We start from the raw sequence: 14,730 nt of genomic DNA, 5'->3' as shown, positions 1-14,730 counted from the left end.
AGATCGAGCTGCCCGTCGACCATCCCGCGGCGCAGAAGAGCCGGGTAGCGTTCCGCCCGGGCCGCTGGAAGCTGTTTTTTTCCGACCAGGCAGGCAGCTCATTCGCGCCGGCGGAACAGAACCCTCGCCAAAACGAGAAGACGCTTCCCCCAGATATCAGGAAGCGGCGTATGGCTGACGCAGGCCCGCTGATTTGAATTGTCCGTGTGGAGGTGAGGCGGTTGCGAGCCGCCAGCCCAATGCTGGTTTGCCCAAGCAACCTCGGTTCGATCTAGCGACATGCAAAACAAGACCTAAGCGGCTCGCATGAATCCGTTTCGGCGTGCCGCGCTTCAAACAAAACGAGTGAGCTTGTCGCCAGATTGTTCGGCCCGCCACGCATTTGCTGCTGCGCTGGTCAAGGATCGCGCAGCTTCAGCACAGAGGCAAACAGCGCTCGCAGGCACACGGCAAACGCCGGCAGCTTCAGCTTCGGTGACCAGCCTTTCGCTGTGCGCCCGGCAGACATGCGGGACCGATCGGTTCGAAAGTCTTGTAGGTCAGGATGAATTCGCGGTGCCCGAGTTGTTCGGATTTCGTCGCATGGCCATTGGCGACAGCAAGAACCAGATTGAAGATTTCGTCGCCGACATCCGACAAGGTGGCGGCCCCTTCGAGGATACGTCCGGCATCGACGTCCATGTCGCCCGACAGGCGACGGTATGTTTCGGGATTGGCGCAGATCTTTATGACCGGTGCGACCGCCGACCCCGAGACCGAACCGCGGCCGGTGACGAAGAGCGTGAGGTGACAACCGGAAGCGATGAGCTCCACGATCTCGGCATTGTCCGAGATGTTGGGGAAGCCAAAACGCACGTCCCCGTCCGGCACGACATCCATCAGGTAGAGTCCGCCGCCAGGGGGAATGTCGCCCGGCTTGATGAGGCCCGAAATCGGCGACGAGCCCGATTTGGCATAGGCACCCATCGATTTCTCCTCGATGGTGGATAGGCCGCCATCGGCATTGCCCGGAGCGAAACTGCCATAGCCTAGCGTCGCGTAGTATTGCGCTGCCTTTGCCACGGAGGCGCGCAGCTCGACGCCGAGTTCAGGCGTCACGGCACGGCTCGCCATGATCTCTTCGCAGCCGATCAGCTCGCCGGTCTCCTCGAAAATACAGGCTGCTCCCGCACGGACCAGCCGATCGAAGGCAAGGCCGGCGGCGGGGTTGCCGGTCATGCCGCTGGTGCCGTCCGACCCGCCGCAGATCGTGCCGACAATAAGTTCACTCGCATCCATTGGCACTCTCGCGACCGCGCCCAGCTCTTGCAGGCGTTGCCCGACCCATTCGATGCCGTCGGAAATCGTCGACAAAGTACCGCCGTTTTCCTGGATCGTCAGCGTGGCCACCGGCCGTCCGCTTGCCTCGACGGTGCGGGCGAGCGAGAATTTGTTGAAGCTTTCGCATCCCAGTGACAGCAGCAGTACCGCGGCGACATTGGGATGCGTACACAGACGCTCCATCATCCGCTGCGCATAGGGATTGGGAAAGCAGCCTGGAAAGCCGATCAGATGCACGTCCCTGCCGCGGAAATGGGAGACAATTTCGCGACCGACATGATGCGCGCACTCTACCAGATAGGCCACGATCACAATGTTGCGGATGCCCTTGCGACCGTCCGGCCTGAGATAGCCGAGGATGGTGGACTGTTCGCCGGTCATGATCCGGTCTCCGCTATTACGTGCGTTTTGGTGTAGTCGCTCTTCAGATTGTGAATATGGACGTGCTCGCCGGGTCCGATCGACCGCGTCGCCGAGCCGATCGGGACGCCGTATTTGATGACCTTCATCCCCGGGGCGATCGGCAGCCGCGCCAGCTTGTGGCCGAGCTCCACGGCCTTGATCAGAATGCGCGACTCGCCGCCAACGATGATGGTCTCACCGGCTTCGATGCGCCGGCAGGCGACCAGCACATTGTCGTGATCGCAGAGCAGGAGCAGACGAGGATCGTCCATCGTCGGCTCACATGACGCCGAAGGTACGGAAGGCTTCGCAGGCGCTCATGCCGTCGCGGATCGCGGTTGCGACCTTGTTCTCTGTGCTGACCTTCTCGATCGCGCGCTCGATCGCTTCCTTTTCCGCCTCGCGCGGGATCACAAGCACGCCCTCGCGGTCGCCGAAGATCAGGTCGCCGGGCGTTACCAGGATGCCTTCGATCTCGATTGGGCAGCCATAGTCGATCACCTTGCCTCGCGGGCCCTGGTCCTGGGCATAGATGCCGCGCGAGAAGACCGAAAAGCCGAGCTTTTCGATTTCCCAGGAGTCGCGGATATAGCCGTTGAGGACGGCGCCGGCAGCCTTCAGCTTCTGGGCCCTGGTGGACATCAGCCCGCCCCACAGCGCGTAGCGGAAGGAGGAGCCGCTGGCGATGTAGACATCGTTCTCCGTCAGGCTGTCCAGCGCTTCCATCATGAGGCCGAACGGTTTGTTCGCGAGCGGACCGTGCGCATCCGGCGAACCGCCGGAAAACACGTCCGCCTCCAGCACCGGCATCGCGCGGCCGATGACTTTCATCTCCGGCTGCAACGGCGCGATCCCGGCCGGCAGGAACTGCCGGCGGTGGCCCATTACATCAAGCACGTCGCCGACGACGGCCGTGAAGAGTTCCTTGCGGATGACTTCGAAGATCGCCTTGTCAGTATCGGTCGTCATCTGTTTTCTCCCTCGAAAAACTATAGTGGTCAGAAGCCGTGCAGCGCGCCGCCGTCGACCACCAGTATATGGCCGGTCACATAGGCTGAGGCGCGTGAGGCGAGGTAGGTCATGGCCCAGCCGATATCGGCGCCCTCGCCGAAACGACCCATGGGAATGCGGCTGTTGATCTTGCGCGCCCTTTCCGGATCGGCTGCGGTGGCCTGGCGTAGAAGCGCGGTGTCGATCCAGCCTGGTGCCACACCGTTGACGCGTACCCCGCTAGGCGCAAGTTCGGTCGCCAGCGCCCTCACCATGCCGACATAGGCGGATTTCGCCGCCGAATAGCCAATCACGTTGGGAATGCCGAGGAAGGAGCTCATCGAGGCGGTGAAAAGGATGCTGCCCTTTGCTTCCGTCACCTGCGGCAGGAAGGCGCGCGAGAGGGCGAAGGCGCCGCCGACATGGACGTTCAGCACCGAATTGAAAGCCTCGACGCTCATCTCGCCGAGCGGCTTCTTGACCGTGTTGCCGGCATTGTTGACGAGGATCGAGACGCGTCCGGATTTTTTTGCCACCTCGCTGGCGAAACCCGTGGCACCGGCAGTGTCGGTCACGTCGAAGACATGGCTCGTGGCGGAAGGCCCCAGCGTCTCGCAGGCGGCAGCGAGCTTCGCGGCGTTGGTGCCGACGATCGTCACCTTGGCGCCGGCTTCGACGAAACAGGTGGCGATCGCAAGGCCGAGACCGCTTCCGCCGCCGGTCACCAGCGCATGCTGCCCCTCCAGCCCGAAGATATCCTTGATGCTCATGCGTCTTCCTTCGCTTCGATCCGGACGACGATCTTGGTGAAGCCTCCGGGGTTCTTGTCCCAGGCTTGCATGGCCGCACCGGCTTCCTCGATTGGCACGACGCGTGAGACGATGCGGTCGCCGGCGTCCCGATGTTGCTTCAGATAGCCGATAACATCGTGGAAATCGGCGATCTCGGAGCCGCGCGACCCGCGGATATCCATCTCCTTGAGCAGGAAGAACTTGGTGTCGTAAGCGATCTTGTTCTTGGCGTAGCCGACATAGACGACCCGGCCGCAGGACGCCACGAGATCGATCGCCTGCCGAAAGGTCGCATCCGCGCCGACCGCCTCGATGACGACCTGCGGACCGTCCCCACTGGTCAGTTCCAGGACATGCGCCAGGACATCTTCGCGCGACGCATCGATGGTGTCAGTGGCGCCGAGCACCCTGGCAACGGCGAGTTTGTCGGCGCTAAGGTCCACTGCGATCACGCGTGAGCCCCGCCTGACAGCGCCGAGCAAGGCGCCGAGCCCGATGACGCCGCAGCCAAGGATGACGACGGTTTCTCCAGCCGAAAGCTCGGAGCGGCGGACGGCATGGAAGCCGACGGCAAGCGGCTCGATCAGCGCGAGGTCCCGCTGGCGCATGCCCTCGACCGGAATGACCTTGCCCGCGGGAACGACGACGATCGAGGCCATCGCGCCCTCGCACTGGACGCCCATCGTCCGGTTGTCCTTGCAGGCGTTCGGCCTGCCAAGGCGGCAGGCACGGCACTTGCCGCAATTGAAATAGGGAAGAATAGTCACGGACTGGCCGACCGCAAGCGCGCTGACGCCGTCGCCGAGCGCCGAGATGGTGCCGGAGATTTCATGGCCCAGAACGCGCGGGTAGGAGATCAGCGGATTGAGGCCGCGAAACGACGTCAGGTCGGAACCGCAATACCCCACATACTCCATCCGCACCGCGACTTCGCCCTGGCCGGGTTTTGGTTCGGGCAATTCGACCAGGGAGATCTTGCCGGGTTCCTCGAGGCAGACAGCTTTCATCATGGCGCTCAGGCCTCACAGATCGTGCTGTTGTCGATGGCATCCCAGTCGATCTCGACCCCGAGGCCGGGGGCTGACGGCGGCATTGCGTAGCCGTCCTTGATCGGCAGCGGCTGTTTGAGGCCGAAGGCGAAGTTCTCCACTGGATAGAGCACTTCGAAGAAGTCGCAGTTCTTGATCGCTGCGGCGCAATGCAGGTTGACGATCTCCATCGGGTGGAAGATGGCGGTATGGATCTCGCAATTGACGCCGAAGGCTTCGGCGAGGCGGGCCGTCTTCATGACGCCCGTGACGCCGCCCGTCCAGGAAACGTCTGCCCGGACGCGATCGACGACACGCGTCGAGATGCATTCGGCGATGCTGTAAGGGTGCTTCGCAAGGACTTCCGTCCCGACGAGCGGGATTTCGAGGGTGCGGGCGAGCTCCCGCAGCGAATGCACGTCCTCGTCGTATAAAGGCTCTTCCAGCCAGTAGAAGTCGAGCCTTTCCAGCTCGCGGCCGAAGCGGATCGACTGCTCGAGATTGAACATCGAGACCGGGTCCGACATCAGCGTGAAATCCGGCCCGACGGCGGCGCGGACCTGGCGATGGACGTCGATGTCGTAGTCGAGGTCGAGTCCCGGTGTATGGAGCTTGTAGGCCCGCAACCCTTCGGCCCTGGCGCGCAGCGCCTCTTTCACATAGTCCTGCGGCCCCGACAGGATCATCGAGCTGCCATAGACCGGCACGCTTTCGCGAAAGGCGCCGAGATATTTATAGAGAGGCTGCCCGGCGGCGGTGGCCGACAGCAGCCAGAGGCAGGTGTCGAATGGTCCGTAGGCATAGATCGGCAAGTGGCCCCACCAGCGGTCGGCCACCCGGAAATCGTGCCATGCCTTTTCCCGGTCGAGCGGGTCGCGGCCGATGAAGAACGGACGCAGCGTGTCGGCAATCAGCCTGCCGGCGCCCGCCGCCGAACGACCGGCGAACCCGAAGGCGGTTGCCTCGAGCCCGGTATCCGTCGCCATGGTGACGGTGAGAAATTCGAACTTCGCGAAATCCCCGGTTCGAAACGCGCTGGCGGCAAAATCGCCTGGTTTGCGCTGGCAGCAGCGCACCTTCACATCCGTGATTTTCATGGAAAAACCTTCGATAAACCGATCGCAGCGGCATGTGTGGATCCGGGGGAGTCCCGGATCCAGTCATTCTCAGAAGCGGGGCAGGTCGACTTCGACACCCATCCATTTTTTCTGCAGGGCCTGCAGCTCACCTGTAGACTGGAGCATGAAGAGCTCCGTGTTCAGCCAGTGCAGGAAGTCCGGGTCGTTGCGGCGCAGGCCTATGCCCATCGGCGCCTGCGCCACGACGAACTGCTTCTTGAGGTTGGGATCGTGCTCCTCGACGGCGCGGGCAAGCGCTCCGCTGGTCACGATGCCTTCGACCTGACCTGCGAACAGCGCCTGGGACGTCGACGCGTCATCGTCATAGCGCTGGATCTGTGCGCCTTCGACGGCCTTTTTGGTCATGACGATGTCGTTCGTGCTGGCCCGCGTCACGGACACGTCATAGCCGTCGGGCTGCATGCTGCTGTCCATCAGGCCATAAGGCGGCGTTCCAAGGCCGACGCCGACATTGATGGTGCCGCGCTGCACGATGGCGTCCAGCGTGCTCTCGGCCTTTGCGGGCAATATCATCGCCAGCATCGCGGCGACCCCGACAGCAAGTCTCTTCAATAGCATGATACTTTCCTCCCTGGTGTGATGAACCGGATCTTCAGTTGGCTGCCTGCTGCAGGCGGCGCTCCAGGCGGCGGCTGGCATGGGACAGTATGGAGCAGATGCCGAAGTAGATGGCCGCGACCGTCAGATAGACGGGCAGCGGCTGGAACGTGGCGCTGGAGACGATCTGTCCTGCTCTCGTCAGTTCGATAAAGCCGACGACCGAAGCAAGCGCGGTGTTCTTGACGACCTGAACGGAGAAGCCGACCGTCGGAGGAATGGCGACGCGAAGCGCCTGCGGGATGATGACGTCGGTCATCGTGTGCCGCCAGCCAAGCGCCAGCACGAACGACGCTTCCCATTGCCCCTTGCTGATCGACTGGATCGACCCGCGCCAGATCTCGCCGAGGAACGCGCTGCTGTAGAGCGTAAATCCAAGGCCGGCCGCGTAGATCGCCGGAAGGTCATAGCCGAGATTGGCGACGCCGAAATAGGCGATGAAGAGAATGACGAGCAGAGGCGTTCCCTGGATGACATAGATATAGGCCTGTGCGATCCAGCGCATCCAGGCGAAGCGGGAGAGGCGCATGAGGGCGATAATCGATCCGCCGATGGCGCCGCCTGCAAGCGCAATTCCCGAGAGGACGACCGTCCACGTCGCACATTGCAGCAGAAACCCGACATGATGGAGGTTGAAGGTCTGGAACATCGTCATCGCCCTGCAAAGCGGAAGGAGAAGAGGGCACGCTCAATCAGTGCGAAGACGCCTTTGAATGCAGCCGTCAGGACAAGGTAGATGGCCGCGACCACGAGATAGGCTTCCAGGCTTCGGAAGGTCAGGCCCTGCACATCATTGGCGACGCCGGTCAGTTCCGGGACGGAGATGACGGAAACGACGCTGGACGCCAGCATGATCAGGATGAACTGGCTGGTCAGTGCCGGGAAGATCGCTGAAATCGCCGGCAGCAGAACGACATAGCGGAAGGTGAGATACGGTGACATGCCAAGCGTGTGCGCCGCCTCCCGCTGTCCCTTGCCGATCGTCTGGATGCCGGCACGGACGATCTCGGTGATATAGGCGCCCGCGTAGAGCGTCAGGGAGAGGATGGCCGCCGTCACTTCGGAAATGCGGATGCCGACCGAGGGCAGGCCGAAATAGACGATATAGATCTGCACCAGAAACGGCGTGTTGCGGATGATCTCCACATAGGCGGCCGCGATTGAGGAGAGGACTTTCGAGCTCGAAAGTCTCATCAGGGCGCCGACGATGCCGACGCACATGCCCAGAACCAGCGCGGCGGCCGACAGGCCGACGGTCAGCATGGCGGCGTGCACGAACAGGTCGCCGCGCGCGAATGTCCCGGAAAAATCTAGGTACTCCACACTCGTCCCCGGTCTTTAAACAAGGTTCGGTTCGATCGCTCGCGCAAGGACTTTCACCTGGCGCAAGGTGTTCTGCCGGCTTCTCTCGAGATGTCGCTGAAGCGCCGCGAGGATCTGGCTCTTCTTGCCGGCGATGATGGCATCGAGAATATTTTGGTGCTCCTCGACCGAGCGGCTGTAATCGCCTGGAATCGAGACGAAGACCGTATGCGTCTGGCCGACAATGCGGGAATGGGCCTCGGAGATCATCGGGATCCCCGCGGCGCCGACGAGCGAACTGTGGAAGGCCCGGTCATGGAAGAGCGCCTTCGCCAGATCGTCGAGCGACGATCCCTTGGCGAAGCGCCTGTGGTTTTCCAGGCTGTCTTGGAGCTTCGCCCGCAGCGCCTCATCGAGCCGTTCTGCGTCGAAGGCTGCTTCCACGGCCCCTTTCTCGAGCAGTGTCCTGGCCGCGTATAATTCCTCGACCGCTTCCTCGTTGAAGCTGCGGACCACCATGCCGCGCCGGGAGGAATTGACGAGAAGCCCGTCCGCCTCCAGCCGCAGGCAGGCTTCCTTGATAGGCGTGGGACTGATGCCCAGTTCCGCCGCCAATTCGTTTGGCAACAGGCGCTGCCCGCCTGCCAGTCTGCCGCCGACGATCCGCGACCGCAGCTCCTGATAGGCCTGCTCGGCCAATGTTGTCTTGATCATGCTCATGGCCCAAGCATCGATCAGGTTCCGGTTCGGCGCAACAGAAAAATTAAAAATAGAAAATTTTTTATTTTCCGATTTCGATCTTTCGGGTTACAAGCCAACCTCGCAACAAGGAGGAGTTCATGGACGCCAACGGCAGCGCCTTTGTGAAACTGCGCGACGCGGTGAAGATGTTCGGCGGGTTTCAGGCGCTCGATCACGTCAGCCTTGAGGTGGCGAAGGGCGAAAAGATCGTCGTCTGCGGGCCGTCGGGCTCAGGCAAGTCGACCTTGATCCGCTGCATCAACGGCTTGGAAGACCTCCAGCAAGGCTCGGTGGAAATCGACGGAAAACCGCTGGTCGAGAAGTCCCATGGACGTATGGTTCCGCGCCGGGACATCGGCATGGTGTTCCAGCAGTTCAACCTCTTCCCGCATCTCAAGGTAATCGAGAATTGTACGCTGGCGCCGGTCCGCGTGCTCGGAAAATCCCGCAAGGACGCTTCGGAGAGAGCGCTGGAGATGTTGCAAAAGGTTCGGATCGCAGATCAGGCGGACAAGTATCCGTCCCAGCTTTCCGGCGGTCAGCAGCAGCGCGTCGCGATCGCCCGAGCGCTCTGCATGCAACCCAGGATCATGCTCTTCGATGAACCGACCTCGGCTCTCGATCCGGAAATGGTCAAGGAAGTGCTCGACACCATGGTCTCGCTGGCCTCCGAAGGCATGACGATGATCTGTGTGACGCATGAAATGGGCTTCGCCAGCCAGGTGGCCGACCGGGTCGTCTTCATGGACAAGGGCCGGATACTCGAGGAGGCCACGCCGAAGGACTTCTTCGCAGCCCCGAAGCATCAGCGTGCACGCGAATTCCTCTCGCAGCTCCTTCATTGACAAATTCATATCCGCCAAGGGTCATAGATGAAAATCGCCTCCGTCCGCCCGTTCATTCTCCATCTTCCACTCACCTCGGACTCCATTTCGGACTCGACCCACAGCATCACCCATTGGGGTGTCGTGGGTGCCAAGATCGTCACCACGGACGGGCTGGAAGGTTATGGCTTCACCGGCACGCATGCCCATCTGGCCGCCGACCGGCTGATAACGTCCTGCATCGGCGAGTGTTACGCGCCGCTTCTGGTAGGCGAAGACGCCTCGGATCATCAGCGCCTATGGACCAGGCTTGCGCGCCATCCTTCGCTTCAATGGGTCGGTCGGGCCGGCATCACGCATCTGGCGCTGGCTGCAATCGATATCGCGCTGTGGGATCTGAAGGCGAAATGGGCGGGCCTGCCGCTGTGGAGTTATCTCGGCGGCGCGCGCACCGATGCCCTGGAGGCTTACAATACCGATATCGGCTGGATTTCGTTCGACCTGGACACGTTGCTGCGCGGCTCCGCGAAAGCCGTCGAGGAGGATGGATTCACACACATCAAGATCAAGGTCGGCCATGACGACCCAAATGTCGACGTCGAGCGCCTGGCGGCTGTGCGCAAACGTGTCGGATCAAGGATCCGGATCGCAATCGACGGCAACGGCAAGTGGGATCTTCCGACCTGCCAGCGGTTCTGCGCGCTGGCGCGCGACCTCGATATCTACTGGTTCGAGGAGCCGCTCTGGTATGACGATGTCGCCAGCCACGCGACGCTCGCGCGCAATACATCGATCCCGATCGCGCTCGGCGAGCAGCTCTACACCATCGACGCGTTCCGCTCCTTCGTCGATGCAGGAGCCGTCGCCTACGTCCAGCCGGACGTCACGCGGCTCGGAGGAATAACCGAATACATCCAGGTCGCGGACCTGGCACTGGCGCATCGGCTTCCCGTCGTTCCGCATGCAGGGGAGATGAGCCAGGTGCATGTGCATCTGAGCTACTGGCATCCTGCATCGACGATCCTCGAATACATCCCCTGGATCAAGGATCACTTCGAGGAGCCGATCCGCGTCGAAGGCGGCATCTACAAACGGCCCGAACGGGCCGGTGCGAGCACGACCGTCCTGGCCGAAAGCTTTGCCCGCTACGGCAAAAGCCTGGGCTAGGGCATTCCAGGAAAAGCGCCCGCGGCATCGGGGCGGCGCTATTCCTTCACCGCGCCGGTCATCGAGGAGACATAGTGCTCGACGAAGAACGAGTAAAGCACGACGACCGGCAGGGATCCGATCAGCGCGCCCGCCATCAGGGCACCCCACTCATAGACGTCGGAGCGGACGAGTTCGGTGAGCACCCCGACCGGCACGGTCTTGTTTTCGGACGACTGGATGAACGTCAAGGCATAGATGAACTCGTTCCATGACAGGGTGAATGCGAATATGCCCGCCGAGATCAGGCCTGGCACCGACAGGGGCAGCACGATCTTGCTCAGGATCTGCCAGCGGCTTGCCCCGTCTATGAGCGCGCATTCTTCCAGTTCAAAGGGGATGGAGCGGAAGTAACCCATCAGCAGCCAGGTGCAGAAGGGGATCAGGAAGGTCGGGTAGGTGAGGATGAGCGCGAAGGGTGTGTCGTAAAGCCCGAGGTTGAACACCATCACCGACAAGGGGATGAACAGTATCGAGGGCGGCACGAGATAGGCGAGGAACACCGCGAGGCCGACCTGCCGTGCCCCGGAGAACCGCAGCCGCTCGATCGCATAGGCCGCGAAAACCGACGCCACCAGCGACAGGAAAGTGGCGGCGGTCGAAATGATGATCGTGTTGAGCAGCCAGCCCGGATAGGACGTCTCGAAGAGAAGATAGCGGATGTGCTCCAATGTCGGATGCACGACCCAGAGCGGGTTGAAATTGGCATAGTCGGTCATTTCGACATTGGGCTTAACCGCTGTGATCGTCATCCAGTAGAACGGGAATAAGAGCACGATGACGAACACGAGCAGGGGGAGATAGACCGTCACCACACGGCGCGGCACGCTCTGCAAATAGCCCATGCCGCCTTCATCGAGCTGCGGCTGTTTTGTCTTCCTGGTCGCAGCCATGTCAGTCTCCGCCCCCCTGCTGCCATTTACGGCGTTGCAAGCCGAAATAACTGAACAGGATTGCGGCAAGGAGGAATGGGATCATGGCGACCGCGATCGCAGCGCCCTCGCCGAGCTGGCCGCCCGAAATGCCGCGCTGGAACGACAGCGTCGCCATCAGATGGGTGGCATTTACCGGTCCGCCGCGGGTCAGCACATAGATCAGCTGGAAATCCGTGAAGGTGAACAGCACCGAGAACGTCATCGTGATCGCGATGATAGGGGTGAGCAGCGGCAGCGTCACATGGCGAAACAATTGCCAGCGGCTGGCGCCGTCGAGCGTGGCGGCCTCGTAAAGCGATTGGGGGATTGTCTGCAAGCCGGCAAGCAGCGTGATGGCTACGAAAGGGATGCCGCGCCAGACATTGGCCGCGATCACCGAAGCACGCGCGTTCTCCGGATCGCCGAGGAAATTGATGCGATGGTCGATCAGGCCCATCTGCTGGAGCGCCCAGGACAGGATCGAGAACTGCGAATCGTAAATCCACCAGAAGGCGATTGCCGAGAGCACCGTCGGCACCACCCACGGCAGCAGGACAATCGCGCGGAAGAACGATTTGAAGGGAAGATTCTGATTGAGGATGAGCGCCAGCCAGAGGCCAAGCGCGAATTTCAGGATCGAGGCGCTGACGGTGTAGAGCAGGGTATTGAAGACGGAGAGCCAGAAAACGGCGTCGCTCCACAGATATTCATAGTTCTCGATGCCGATGAAGATGCCGGGACGGCCGATGCGGGCATCGGTGAAGCCGAGCCAGACGCCGAGCCCAAGCGGATAGGTCAGGAAGACAAGCAGCAATGCCGCCGCCGGCAGCATGAAGCCGAAGCCAAGCGCATTCCTGCTCTCGGCCAGGCGCGACAGCATCGAGGAACGCGGCTGAGCGGCGACGGACGGCACGGCCATGGGGCGGGCTCCCTGCAAGGGTCTCATTGAACGGCCTGGCGACCGCCCTGCGCTTCCGGAGGGTCCGATAGCGTGGGGCAGAGCCGCCAGGCTCAGCTGGCGTCGATCAAACGCGATAATACCGGTTTGCGCGCTTCTCCGCCTCTTCCATTGCCTCCTGGGGCGTGGCCTGTCCCGTGACGGCCTTGGCGAACATGTCGACCAGGACATAGTCGGCCATGGTCGCCGCCGAGGCATAGCCGAGCGGCCCGGCATAGCCGTTGGGCCGCAGCGTCGCCGAAGCCTTGGCGTAAGCGGCATTGTTCGGATCGGCTGTCCACACCGGATTGTTGTCGAACGCCTTGAGCGTCTGGCAGCAGTAGCCCGCCGAGGAGGTGATCCAGTCCGGCATTTGCGGGTCCTCGAACATGAATTGCAGATAGGCTTTGGCCGCGTTGGGGTAGGGCGTGTAGTCGAAGATGACGGCTGTGGTCACCTGGAACAATTCGACGGATTTGCCGACAGGACCGATCGGCAGGTTGGTGGTGCGTATGTCCTTGGCCATTTCCGCCAGCTTCGGATCATTGTCCTTGTTGATCTTGGCCGTGTTGTAGGCGGAAATGCCATTGGCGATCACACTGAGTTCGCCGGCCAGGAAGGCGCGATTGTTGTTGACGTCGAGCCAGCTTTCGGTACCTGGAATAAAAGTCTTGTAGAGTTCCTGCGCGTATTCGATCGCCTTGAGGGTCTCGGGGCTGTTGATCGTCACCTTGCCGCTCTCGTCGACCATCTGGCCGCCATGGCTCCACAGCAGCCAGTGCGCATAGTTGTTGCCATCGCCAACACCATGGCCGTGCGTGAAGCCGGCCGGATGCCCCTTCGCCTGCAAGGCCTTGCAAAGTTCGAGGAAGCCTTTCGTGTCCTTGGGGAACTCCGAAAAGCCGGCCTCTTTTACCCAGCTTTCCCGATAGACGATGGCATTTCCGATGGTGGCGAGCGGCAAGCCGATGAATTTGCCTTCCCGGGTAGCATATTGCTTTGGTCCGTCGTGCCAGCCGCCGTATTTCGAGCCCAGATACTCGCCCAGTTCCGTCACGTCGTGCAGCTTGTCGGGATACTGATGCGGGTCGTCGAACCAGACGAACATCAGATCCGGACCTGAACCGACATTGGCGGCGACCGCTGCCTTGGGGCGAATGTCTTCCCAGCTTTCCTTGTCGACACGTACCTCCACGCCCGTCGCTTCGGTGAACCGCTTGGTGTTTTTCAGCCACTGGTCCTCGTCGCCCTGCACGAAAGGCGACCAGCGCAGCAGCCTGAGCTTCGCACCGTCCTCCGGCTTGTACTTCAGCCCCTCCTGGGCGAATGCCGGGGAGCCGGCGAAGCGGCTTCCCAAAACGCCGGCGGCAGCGCCGGCCGTCGTGCGGATCACGTCACGTCTGGTGAATTTCATGCTCGTTCCTCCTGTTTGTTTCTCTTGCCCTTTGGTCTCTACAGCTTGCTGCGCGTTTGAAGCCGCTGCCCGGTTTCGCCGTGGAAGAGATGAATGAGCCCGGGTTCGGCGGTGAGCCGGATGGTTTCGCCCGGCGTGAAGGAATGACGTTCCCGGAAGTTGGCCACGATCTCTTCACCGCCGGCTGTCCGGCCGATGAGCTGTACCTCCGACCCGGTCGGCTCGATCACCGCGATGGTGACCGCAATGCCCTGATCGGACAGCCGCAAATGCTCGGGCCGTATGCCCAGCACCACCGGCTCGCCGCCTTTGACGGACGATGCTGCGTCCAACGGCACGGAAATTCCGCCCGCGCCCCGAAAGGACGGCGACCCGTTCGTCGCGATTTCGCCCCGCAGCAAATTCATGGCGGGCGAGCCGATGAAACTGGCGACGAAGAGATTGTCCGGCCTGTCGTAGAGTTCCAGCGGCGGCCCGATCTGCTCGACGATGCCGTCATGCATGACCACGATCTTGTCCGCCATGGTCATGGCTTCGATCTGGTCATGGGTAACATAGACCGTCGTGGTTTTCAGGCGCTGGTGCAGTTCCTTGATCTCGGCGCGCATCTGCACCCTGAGCTTGGCGTCAAGATTGGACAGCGGTTCGTCGAACAGGAAAACCGCCGGATCGCGCACGATCGCCCGCCCCATGGCAACCCGCTGGCGCTGTCCGCCGGAAAGCTGGCGGGGATAGCGCGCCAACAGCGGCACCAGCCCCAGAATTTCCGCAGCGCGCTGAACGCCGGCGCCGCTCTCAGCCTTCGAAACGCCCTTGAGCATGAGCGAGAATGCCATGTTCTCGGCGACGGTCATATGCGGGTAGAGCGCATAGTTCTGGAAGACCATAGCGACGTCGCGTTCCTTCGGCGCAACGTTGTTGACGACACGTTCGCCAATCGCAATCTCGCCCCGCGAAATCTTTTCCAGGCCCGCGATCATCCTGAGCAGGGTTGATTTTCCGCAACCCGACGGCCCGACCAGCGTGACGAATTCGCCATCGTCGATGTTCACGCTGACGCCGTGCAGAACCTCGACGGTCCCGAATGATTTGTGAACCTCGCTAATCGCGACAGACGCCATCGAT

The 14,730-nt window shown here is 61.8% G+C and carries 16 protein-coding genes and 1 pseudogene; 3 read left to right on the top strand and 14 right to left on the bottom strand.

Going from position 1 to position 14,730, the window contains the following annotated elements:
- Nucleotides 1–197: pseudogene (locus tag FJ946_RS30960) on the top strand (hypothetical protein); the annotation flags it as partial.
- Between the two features lie 268 nt (nucleotides 198–465).
- On the opposite strand, the gene FJ946_RS06605 reads toward FJ946_RS30960, so the two are convergent.
- The 10 genes from FJ946_RS06605 to FJ946_RS06560 all read right to left on the bottom strand — a co-directional run bounded on the left by FJ946_RS06605 (nucleotide 466) and on the right by FJ946_RS06560 (nucleotide 8,289).
- The gene (locus tag FJ946_RS06605) at nucleotides 466–1,701 is read right to left on the bottom strand and encodes a UxaA family hydrolase (protein WP_140514973.1); all 1,236 of its coding nucleotides are present in this window, start codon (nucleotides 1,699–1,701) and stop codon (nucleotides 466–468) included.
- Nucleotides 1,698–1,994: a UxaA family hydrolase gene (locus tag FJ946_RS06600; RefSeq protein WP_140498421.1), complete on the bottom strand. Its 297-nt coding sequence runs from the start codon at nucleotides 1,992–1,994 to the stop codon at nucleotides 1,698–1,700. The genes FJ946_RS06605 and FJ946_RS06600 overlap by 4 nt, the downstream gene beginning before the upstream one ends.
- A 7-nt stretch (nucleotides 1,995–2,001) precedes the next feature.
- Nucleotides 2,002–2,691, bottom strand: a complete 690-nt coding sequence (locus FJ946_RS06595) for an RraA family protein (RefSeq protein WP_140566383.1) — start codon at nucleotides 2,689–2,691, stop codon at nucleotides 2,002–2,004.
- 29 nt (nucleotides 2,692–2,720) lie between these two features.
- Nucleotides 2,721–3,482: an SDR family oxidoreductase gene (locus tag FJ946_RS06590; protein WP_140566386.1), complete on the bottom strand. Its 762-nt coding sequence runs from the start codon at nucleotides 3,480–3,482 to the stop codon at nucleotides 2,721–2,723.
- Entirely contained in the window at nucleotides 3,479–4,513 is a 1,035-nt protein-coding gene (locus FJ946_RS06585) for a zinc-binding alcohol dehydrogenase family protein (protein ID WP_140566388.1), read from the bottom strand. The genes FJ946_RS06590 and FJ946_RS06585 overlap by 4 nt, the downstream gene beginning before the upstream one ends.
- Nucleotides 4,514–4,518: 5 nt before the next feature.
- Nucleotides 4,519–5,628, bottom strand: a complete 1,110-nt coding sequence (locus tag FJ946_RS06580; protein WP_140566391.1) for an enolase C-terminal domain-like protein — start codon at nucleotides 5,626–5,628, stop codon at nucleotides 4,519–4,521.
- A 69-nt stretch (nucleotides 5,629–5,697) separates the two neighbouring features.
- Complete coding sequence (locus tag FJ946_RS06575) at nucleotides 5,698–6,228, bottom strand: transporter substrate-binding domain-containing protein (RefSeq protein ID WP_181167720.1); 531 nt, start codon at nucleotides 6,226–6,228, stop codon at nucleotides 5,698–5,700.
- 34 nt (nucleotides 6,229–6,262) lie between these two features.
- Complete coding sequence (locus tag FJ946_RS06570) at nucleotides 6,263–6,916, bottom strand: amino acid ABC transporter permease (protein WP_140566396.1); 654 nt, start codon at nucleotides 6,914–6,916, stop codon at nucleotides 6,263–6,265.
- A 2-nt stretch (nucleotides 6,917–6,918) separates the two neighbouring features.
- Nucleotides 6,919–7,590, bottom strand: a complete 672-nt coding sequence (locus FJ946_RS06565) for an amino acid ABC transporter permease (RefSeq protein ID WP_140566399.1) — start codon at nucleotides 7,588–7,590, stop codon at nucleotides 6,919–6,921.
- A 15-nt stretch (nucleotides 7,591–7,605) separates the two neighbouring features.
- The gene (locus FJ946_RS06560; RefSeq protein WP_140566402.1) at nucleotides 7,606–8,289 is read right to left on the bottom strand and encodes a GntR family transcriptional regulator; all 684 of its coding nucleotides are present in this window, start codon (nucleotides 8,287–8,289) and stop codon (nucleotides 7,606–7,608) included.
- 119 nt (nucleotides 8,290–8,408) lie between these two features.
- On the opposite strand from FJ946_RS06560, the gene FJ946_RS06555 reads away from it, so the two are divergent.
- Nucleotides 8,409–9,155: an amino acid ABC transporter ATP-binding protein gene (locus tag FJ946_RS06555; protein WP_140524820.1), complete on the top strand. Its 747-nt coding sequence runs from the start codon at nucleotides 8,409–8,411 to the stop codon at nucleotides 9,153–9,155.
- Between the two features lie 27 nt (nucleotides 9,156–9,182).
- Entirely contained in the window at nucleotides 9,183–10,301 is a 1,119-nt protein-coding gene (locus FJ946_RS06550) for a mandelate racemase/muconate lactonizing enzyme family protein (RefSeq protein ID WP_140566405.1), read from the top strand.
- A gap of 38 nt (nucleotides 10,302–10,339) precedes the next feature.
- On the opposite strand, the gene FJ946_RS06545 is transcribed toward FJ946_RS06550, so the two are convergent.
- The 4 genes from FJ946_RS06545 to ugpC form a co-directional block, all read right to left on the bottom strand.
- Nucleotides 10,340–11,233: a carbohydrate ABC transporter permease gene (locus FJ946_RS06545; protein ID WP_140498410.1), complete on the bottom strand. Its 894-nt coding sequence runs from the start codon at nucleotides 11,231–11,233 to the stop codon at nucleotides 10,340–10,342.
- Between the two features lies 1 nt (nucleotide 11,234).
- Entirely contained in the window at nucleotides 11,235–12,173 is a 939-nt protein-coding gene (locus tag FJ946_RS06540; RefSeq protein WP_140498409.1) for a sugar ABC transporter permease, read from the bottom strand.
- 106 nt (nucleotides 12,174–12,279) lie between these two features.
- A complete protein-coding gene (locus tag FJ946_RS06535; RefSeq protein ID WP_140498408.1) occupies nucleotides 12,280–13,605 on the bottom strand; it encodes an ABC transporter substrate-binding protein in 1,326 nt (441 codons plus the stop codon).
- 38 nt (nucleotides 13,606–13,643) lie between these two features.
- Nucleotides 13,644–14,726, bottom strand: a complete 1,083-nt coding sequence (gene ugpC / locus FJ946_RS06530; protein WP_140524817.1) for a sn-glycerol-3-phosphate ABC transporter ATP-binding protein UgpC — start codon at nucleotides 14,724–14,726, stop codon at nucleotides 13,644–13,646.
- Nucleotides 14,727–14,730 lie beyond the last annotated feature (4 nt).

The organism is Mesorhizobium sp. B2-4-7 (genome assembly GCF_006442685.1).
Lineage (GTDB): Bacteria > Pseudomonadota > Alphaproteobacteria > Rhizobiales > Rhizobiaceae > Mesorhizobium.
The sequence above is the reverse complement of the archived record's forward strand: the minus strand, read 5'-3'. Positions and strand labels throughout refer to the sequence as shown.

Excerpts from the sequence above, each read along its gene's own strand:
- FJ946_RS06550 (WP_140566405.1), top strand. The coding sequence starts at position 9,183 with ATGAAAATCGCCTCCGTCCGCCCGTTCATTCTCCATCTTCCACTCACC.
- FJ946_RS06555 (WP_140524820.1), top strand. The coding sequence starts at position 8,409 with ATGGACGCCAACGGCAGCGCCTTTGTGAAACTGCGCGACGCGGTGAAG.
- FJ946_RS06585 (WP_140566388.1), bottom strand. The coding sequence starts at position 4,513 with ATGATGAAAGCTGTCTGCCTCGAGGAACCCGGCAAGATCTCCCTGGTC.
- ugpC (WP_140524817.1), bottom strand. The coding sequence starts at position 14,726 with ATGGCGTCTGTCGCGATTAGCGAGGTTCACAAATCATTCGGGACCGTC.
- FJ946_RS06580 (WP_140566391.1), bottom strand. The coding sequence starts at position 5,628 with ATGAAAATCACGGATGTGAAGGTGCGCTGCTGCCAGCGCAAACCAGGC.
- FJ946_RS06575 (WP_181167720.1), bottom strand. The coding sequence starts at position 6,228 with ATGCTATTGAAGAGACTTGCTGTCGGGGTCGCCGCGATGCTGGCGATG.
- FJ946_RS06545 (WP_140498410.1), bottom strand. The coding sequence starts at position 11,233 with ATGGCTGCGACCAGGAAGACAAAACAGCCGCAGCTCGATGAAGGCGGC.
- FJ946_RS06595 (WP_140566383.1), bottom strand. The coding sequence starts at position 2,691 with ATGACGACCGATACTGACAAGGCGATCTTCGAAGTCATCCGCAAGGAA.
- FJ946_RS06535 (WP_140498408.1), bottom strand. The coding sequence starts at position 13,605 with ATGAAATTCACCAGACGTGACGTGATCCGCACGACGGCCGGCGCTGCC.
- FJ946_RS06540 (WP_140498409.1), bottom strand. The coding sequence starts at position 12,173 with ATGGCCGTGCCGTCCGTCGCCGCTCAGCCGCGTTCCTCGATGCTGTCG.
- FJ946_RS06600 (WP_140498421.1), bottom strand. The coding sequence starts at position 1,994 with ATGGACGATCCTCGTCTGCTCCTGCTCTGCGATCACGACAATGTGCTG.
- FJ946_RS06590 (WP_140566386.1), bottom strand. The coding sequence starts at position 3,482 with ATGAGCATCAAGGATATCTTCGGGCTGGAGGGGCAGCATGCGCTGGTG.
- FJ946_RS06570 (WP_140566396.1), bottom strand. The coding sequence starts at position 6,916 with ATGTTCCAGACCTTCAACCTCCATCATGTCGGGTTTCTGCTGCAATGT.
- FJ946_RS06560 (WP_140566402.1), bottom strand. The coding sequence starts at position 8,289 with ATGAGCATGATCAAGACAACATTGGCCGAGCAGGCCTATCAGGAGCTG.
- FJ946_RS06605 (WP_140514973.1), bottom strand. The coding sequence starts at position 1,701 with ATGACCGGCGAACAGTCCACCATCCTCGGCTATCTCAGGCCGGACGGT.